8 protein-coding genes are annotated in these 6,830 nt (G+C 70.9%); all 8 read left to right on the top strand.

The features are described from left to right. The first annotated feature begins 42 nt into the window (after positions 1-42). Positions 43-999 carry a hypothetical protein gene (locus BC793_RS33725; protein WP_109599928.1) on the top strand — a complete coding sequence of 319 codons (957 nt, stop codon included), beginning with the start codon at positions 43-45 and terminating at the stop codon, positions 997-999. Continuing rightward, entirely contained in the window at positions 1,000-1,449 is a 450-nt protein-coding gene (locus BC793_RS33730) for a hypothetical protein (RefSeq protein ID WP_109599930.1), read from the top strand. A 202-nt stretch (positions 1,450-1,651) separates the two neighbouring features. Continuing rightward, positions 1,652-2,545 carry an ABC transporter ATP-binding protein gene (locus BC793_RS33735; protein WP_170167306.1) on the top strand — a complete coding sequence of 298 codons (894 nt, stop codon included), beginning with the start codon at positions 1,652-1,654 and terminating at the stop codon, positions 2,543-2,545. Further along, on the top strand, positions 2,542-4,176 hold the full coding sequence (locus BC793_RS33740; RefSeq protein WP_146246556.1) for an ABC transporter permease: 1,635 nt from the start codon (positions 2,542-2,544) through the stop codon (positions 4,174-4,176). Before BC793_RS33735 ends, BC793_RS33740 begins: the two co-directional genes overlap by 4 nt. Then, the gene (locus BC793_RS33745; protein WP_109599934.1) at positions 4,173-4,358 is read left to right on the top strand and encodes a hypothetical protein; all 186 of its coding nucleotides are present in this window, start codon (positions 4,173-4,175) and stop codon (positions 4,356-4,358) included. Before BC793_RS33740 ends, BC793_RS33745 begins: the two co-directional genes overlap by 4 nt. 55 nt (positions 4,359-4,413) lie before the next feature. Beyond that, positions 4,414-5,694 (top strand): glycosyltransferase, encoded by a 1,281-nt coding sequence (locus tag BC793_RS33750; RefSeq protein ID WP_109599936.1) that lies wholly within the window; start codon positions 4,414-4,416, stop codon positions 5,692-5,694. Positions 5,695-5,894: 200 nt separating this feature from the next. After that, positions 5,895-6,350, top strand: a complete 456-nt coding sequence (locus tag BC793_RS33755; protein WP_109599938.1) for an NfeD family protein — start codon at positions 5,895-5,897, stop codon at positions 6,348-6,350. 37 nt (positions 6,351-6,387) lie between these two features. Continuing rightward, a partial coding sequence (locus BC793_RS33760) for an SPFH domain-containing protein (protein WP_146246557.1) occupies positions 6,388-6,830 on the top strand: 443 nt, incomplete at its 3' end.

Here is a 6,830-nt window from a genome sequence, read left to right on the forward strand (position 1 = left end):
CCGCGGCTCGCCCGCCGCCACGCGCCGGACGGCACCGAACTGGTGGACCTGCTGCTGGAGAAACTCGGCGAGGTGGGTGGCCTGCACTTCATGGACACCGGCGACGTCCACAGCCGGGATCTGTCCATCGCGGCGTTGGTGGAACTGACCGACCGCGACCCGTCGTCCGTGACGGGTCTGCGCACTCTGTGCGTGGTGCTACAGGCCCGCCCCGACGCGACCGGTGAGATCACCGACGCCGAGGAGCTCATCGCCCGCGCACGGCGCCTGCGGGCCCTCGTCCCCGCGGGTGACGATCGATGGACGGCAGAGTGGATCATCGCCGGTGGCCTGTTCGCCCGGCATCGGCTCCGCCGGGACCCCGCCGGCCTCAACGAGGCCATCACCCTCTATCGGAGGGCTGCCGCACAGGTGTCGCCGGCCGACAGCCGATCCGCCGAAATCCTGTCGATGCTCATCCGCGCGCTGGTCGCCAGATTCGATGTGCTCGGCGCCAGTGACGACATCCACGAAGCCACCGCGGTAGCCGACCGGCTCGACGCGTTGCCCCTCGCATCCGGGTCCGGCGGGGTACTCGTCAACGCCGCGAACGCGCTCAGCGCCGCCTACGAGCGCACCGCCGACCCGGGGTTCGCGATCCGGGCGGCCGGTCTGATCCGCCACGGCCGTGATCTGATGTCGCCGCGCGACCCCCAGTTCTGCGCTACCTCCTCGGCACTGGCGTCCGCCCTGATCGATCAGGCCGCCGTCGATCCCGGCGACCGGCCGAAGCTGCTGGCGGAGGCGGTGACCGCGGCCCGGGATGCGACTGATCTGCCCGCCGGTCACCGGGACCGCGCCGCCTACCTGGCCCAGTACGCCGACATGCTGCTCCAGGCGTCACCAGAGCCGGCCGGGCATCTCGACATGGCCGTCACCGCGGCACACGCCGCCGTTCAAGAGGCCCGCACCGGTACGGACACGGCGTCGGCCCTGGCCGTGCTGGCCCGGGCGTTGTAGATGCAGGGCGGCACCGAGCCGGCCACCCCGGTCGCGTTGTGGTCGCAAGCCGCACGGCTCGACGGGCTGTCCGACGGCCTGCGCCTGCGTATCCACCACGACTGGGCCGCCGCCCTCGCCGCGGCCGGTGAACACGAGCAGGCGACACATCCGTACACCGTCGCGGTCGATGTGATGACACGCCTGGCGTGGACCGGTCTGAGCCGCGGCGACGCCGAACACCGGCTGACCGCCTGGCCGACGATCGCCGTGGACGCCGCAGCCTCCGCCACCGCCGGTGACACAGCAGGACAGGCCGTCCGGCTGCTCGAGGACGGGCGGGCCGTGCTCTGGTCGCGCCACCTGCGGATGAGGCCGCAGACCGGCCTCCTGCGCGCGGTCCGGCCCGACCTGGCCGACCGCGTCGACGGCATCGCAGCGCAGTTACGCCACCCGGCGCCCTCGCCATGACGCCGGACCGACCAACCCCGGGCTCCGGTGAGCGCTGTCGAATGCCGAGCTGACAGCGAATTCCACCGACCCCGGCGCCGGGGCGGACCGCGAGCGCGGACTCACGCTGTGCAACGGTGCGGCGATGGCGTACGGTCGATCGTAGGTGTGCCGGGAAGTCTGGTCGGCGGTCATATCCGCACGGCCCGGAAGGACTTCCGCGATGAGCCAATACGCGCTGCGCGCTGCCGGTCTCACCAAACGGTATGGGCGCCTGACCGCCCTCGACGACCTGACCCTCGACGTGCCGGCCGGGGAGGTGTTCGGGTTCCTCGGCCCGAACGGTGCCGGTAAATCCACCACCATCCGGCTACTGCTCGGCCTCGCCCGCCCCACCGCGGGACAGGCGTGGATCTTCGGCACCGAGGCGGCCGACGTCGTCCGGGCACACCGCATGCTGGCGTACGTGCCCGCCGACGTGGCGCTGTGGCCGCAGCTGACCGGTGCGGAGATTCTGCACCTACAGGCCCAGACCGGTCCCGGCACCGATCTGGCGTACCGGGACGAACTGGTCGAACGCTTCGCGCTGGACCCCTCGAAACCGGCCCGGACGTATTCGACGGGCAACCGGCAGAAGGTGGCGCTGATCGCGGCGTTCGCCACACGGGCGCCGCTGCTGGTGCTCGACGAACCGACCAGCGGCCTGGACCCGCTGATGGAACGCGAGTTCCGGGCCGCCGTCGGCCAGGCTCGTGACCATGGGCAGACCGTGTTCCTCAGCTCGCACCAGCTCGCCGAGGTCGAGGCGGTCTGCGACCGGGTCGGCATCCTGCGGACGGGCCGGCTCGTCGAGGTGGCCACCATCGACCGGCTCCGGGGCCTGCACCGTTCCGAAGTGACGGTCGTCTACCGCGGCGCCGCCCCAGGGCTGTCCGCGGTCCCCGGCGTCGAGACGGTCGAGGCGACCGGCGAAAGCCGACTGCGATTCACGCTGACCGGCTCCCCCGCGCCCGCCCTGCGAGCGCTCGCCGCCGCGGACGTCACCGCCCTCACGGTCCGCGAGCCGAGCCTCGAGGAGATCTTCCTGGACTTCTACGGGACGGGGGCGGTCCGATGAGTATCGCAGCCGTCTCCCCCACCGTTACCGCCCGGCAGGCCACGTCCACCCCTGGCCGCGCGGTGACCCGGCTGGCGGTCCGGCAGGTACGTCGCGGCGGGCTCATCGTCGTGGCGCTGACCGGTGGCATCACGGCGCTGGTCGCGGGTACCTACGCCGAGGTGATGGCCGACCCCGCCGCGGCCGGAGGTCTGCAGGCACTCGCCGGGAATCCCGCCATCCGCATGCTGTTCGGCCCGCCGGTCGGATTGGACACCGCAGGCGGATTCACCGTGTGGCGGGTCGGTACCTTCCTGGCGGTGATGCTGGCGGCGTGGTCGGTTCTGGCCACGACCCGGATCACCCGCGGAGAGGAGGACTCCGGCCGGTGGGACCTGCTGCTGGCGGGACGGGTCCCCCTGCGCACGGTGTTGATCCGCCACCTGGCGGCCGTCGCCGCCGTGCCGGTCGCCGCCGGATCAGCGGTCACCGCCGTACTGCTGGCATTCGGGACCGCCACGTCGGGTTCCCTCGTCCATGGTGCCGGAACAGCTCTGCTCGGCGTGTTCTTCGTCGCGGTCGCCGCCCTGACCGCGCAGATCTTCCCCACGCGCACCCCGGCGACCGGTGCCGCGGTGACGGTCATCGGCGTCGGCCTGCTGGCCCGCATGGTCGGCGACGGCGTCACCGAACTCGGCTGGCTGCACTGGCTGTCACCGTTCGGCCTGCTCGGCCTCAGTGGCCCGTACGTCCAGGACCGTGTCGTTCCGCTCGTGCTTCTGCTCGTCGCGGCGGCCGTCACCGCGGTGGGTGCTCTGGCGGCTGCCGGCCGGCGTGAGGTTCGTGCGGGTCTGGTCGCGTCCCGGCCTGCCCGGCGCCCGCGGCTCGCGCTCCTCGGCAGCGTCGAGGGGTTCGCGGTGCGCCGGGTGCTGCGGCCACTGGCCGGCTGGACGATCGGGATCGGCGGCTACTACCTGCTCATCGGCCTGACCGCCGTGTCGGTGACCGGTTTCCTCGCCGACAATCCGGCATTGGCCAACGAGGCGGCGAAGGCCGGGTTCGCCGACATGGGCAGCATCGCCGGAGTCACCGCGACGCTGTTCGCCATCCTCGCCATGCCTGCCGGCGGATTCGTCGCGGTCCGGATGGGAGCCTTCGTCGCCGCCGAGACCGACCGGCGGCTGATGATGTCGGCGGCCGGCCCGATCAGCCGGGTCCGGCTGATCGGCGCGGAGATCGCTGCGACCGCCGGCGCCGTCGCCGTCCTGGTGACGGCAGCCGGATCGGCGACCTGGGCCGGTGTCGCCGTGACGGGCGGGGACTTCAGCCTGGTCGAGGCGCTTACCGGGGTGTGGAATGTTCTGCCGATCGTGGGGCTCAGCCTCGGCGCCGCTGTCTTCGTCACCGGCTGGGCGCCCCGCTGGGTGGGCGTCGTGGGTGGGCTTCCCACCACCGGCGGGTTCCTGCTGCTGGTCATCGCCGAGAGCATCGCCGCGCCGGGGTGGGTTCGCGACCTGTCGCCGTTCGCGCACCTGGCGCCCGTGCCGCTCGTCGACGCCGACGGGACGGCGTCGACGGTGATGCTCGGTATAGCCGCGGTGCTGGTGGTCGCCGGCCTGGCCGGGTACCAGCGGCGGGATCTGCGGTCATGAGCGAGCAGAGCCAGACCGCTCGTCTCCTTCTGCGACGCCGCCGGGTCGCCATCGCCGTCGGTTGTCTCTGTTCGGCGCTCGCCGCTTCGATCCTGGCGGTGCCCGTGCCGTACTACGCGATCGTCGCGGTCGCCGCACTGATCGTGGTCGTCATCGTCGGCATCGTGCTTCTCGTGCGATGAGCCGACGGCCGGGCACGCAGTGCTGCCGCCTCGGGGAGCCGGCGGGAGGTTCCCGATGAAGGTTCTGGTGCTGACCTTGGGCACTCGCGGTGACGTACAGCCGTTCGTGGCCCTGGCTCAGCATCTGCGGCGCCGTGGTCATGAGGTGGTGGTGGCTGCTCCCCACCGTTTCACCGAGTTGGTCGCCGGCCACGGTGTGATGTTCGCCGGGCTCGATGACGGTCCGCTGCGCCTGTTCGACGACGCCACTGTGGTCGGCGATGTCGCGACCGGTGGCATCGGTGCGAGGCTGACACTGATGCGGCGGATGCCGGCGATGTTCACTCGGGTGCTCGAGGACTGCTGGCAGGTGGCCTCGACCGGTGCCGGCGCGGGCGCCGACCTGATCGTGCACAACGGTCAGGTCCTGGCCGGTCAGCATGTCGCGGAGAGGCTGGGTGTCCCGGCGGTTCTCGCGTTGCCCATGCCGATGTACGTTCCCACCCGGGAGTTCGCGTGGCCGGGTCAGCAGTTGCCGTCGTGGCTGCCCGCCTCGGTGAATCGCCTGACGTATGCGGGGATGAAGGGTCCGGCGCTGATGTTCGGCCGGACGGTGGACCGGTGGCGGTCCGGGCTCGGTCTGCCGCGCCGACGCGGTCGGCACGATCCGTTGCGGCGTCCGGACGGGACGCTCGCGCCGGTGCTGCATGCGGTGAGCCCGGCGGTCATCCCCCGTCCGGCTGACTGGCCGGCTACGGCACAGGTCACGGGCTACTGGTTCGTCGACACCGCGGCGGCCGGCGGCGTCGTTCCCGTTACGGACCGGTATCCGGCGGGCGGTGACGGCCCGCCGGTGGTCTTCGTCGGGTTCGGCAGCATGATCGGGCCGGATCCGGAGGCCGCGACCGAGGTGGTGGTGCGGGCGCTGCGGATGGCCGGCGTACGTGGCATGCTCGCCGGCGGCTGGGGTGGGCTGCAGGAGATCCCGGCGCCGGACGTGTTCCTGCCCGGGGACGTGCCGCACGAGACGGTGTTCCCGCGGTCGGCGGTGATCGTGCACCACGGTGGAGCGGGGACAACCGCGGCGGCGGTCCGCTCCGGCCGGCCGCAGGTGGTGTGCCCGTTCGTCGGGGACCAGCCGTTCTGGGCCGCCAGGATGCAGCGGTTGGGTGTCGCGGCGGAGCCGATCGGTCAGCGGCACCTGACGGCGCCGAGGCTGGCGGCCGCGATCCGCCGAGCCGTCGACGACCCGGCGATGATCACCGCCGCTCGTCGGCTGGGCGAGCAGGTTCGATGCGAGAACGGGGTGGCGACGGCCGTGGACATGTTGGAGCGGCTCGCCGGTGGAGATCGGTGAACCCGATGGCCCGTACGGCGTGGAAGTCCTGGGAGGCGCGGATTGCCTGGTGATCTTGCCGGCGAAAGCGACGTGGCCGCGGCTGGCATGTGGAATTTCCATCAGAACAATGACAATCACGTGACAATGCGGATGCACATCCGCCCGGGCGCGGGAAAGCTCCGGTGGTTGATTCCGCGGCGCCGTGCCATTATCGGACTATGGATGTGTTGTTGTGGATTATCGCCGCCGTGACACTCGCCGTGGCGGAAATCTTCACGACCACCCTTTTCCTGCTCATGTTCTCGGCGGGAGCACTGGCGGCGGCCGCCGCGGCCGGGCTCGGCGCGTCGGTGCCGGCCCAGGGCGGTGTCTTCGTGGTCGCATCGGCACTGACCCTGGTGGCGCTTCGCCCTGTCCTGCTTCGCCACCTGCGTAGGAGCGAACCCGTCGGGATGGGGATGGCCACGATGCAGGGAGCCTCCGCCCTCGTGGTGGAGCAGGTGGACACCGAGCACGGCATGGTGCGGGTCGACGGCGAACTGTGGCAGGCGCGCTCCCTTGAAGGCTTCGGCACCTATGCTCCCGGCGAACGGGTCACCATTCTCGAGGTCACCGACGGCACCGTGGTGATCTGGCGCGACGACCTACCCGGCATAACCGATACCAACACATGACATCCGTCAATCGATAATTCAGAGGTGGATCACTCACATGGACGCCTTTCTGGGCATCGTCATCGCCGCTGTCCTGCTTTTCACCGTAGTCACCCTATTGAAAGCCGTCCGCATCGTTCCTCAGCAACGGATGGACGTGGTCGAACGGCTCGGCAAGTACAAGCGGACCCTGTCACCCGGTCTCAATCTGCTGGTGCCGTTCGTCGACGCGGTCCGCGCCAAGGTCGACATGCGCGAGCAGGTGGTGTCGTTCCCGCCGCAGCCGGTGATCACCTCGGACAACCTGGTCGTCTCGATCGACACGGTGCTGTACTTCCGCGCGATCGATCCGATGCTGGCCACCTACGAGATCTCCAACTTCCTCCAGGCGATAGAGCAGCTCACGGTCACCACGCTGCGCAACGTGATCGGCTCCCTCGATCTGGAACGTGCCCTGACCAGCCGCGATCAGATCAACAAGCACCTGTCCAGCGTGCTCGA

Origin of the sequence: Actinoplanes xinjiangensis, from assembly GCF_003148685.1 — a bacterium.
Classification (GTDB): Bacteria; Actinomycetota; Actinomycetes; order Mycobacteriales; family Micromonosporaceae; genus Actinoplanes; species Actinoplanes xinjiangensis.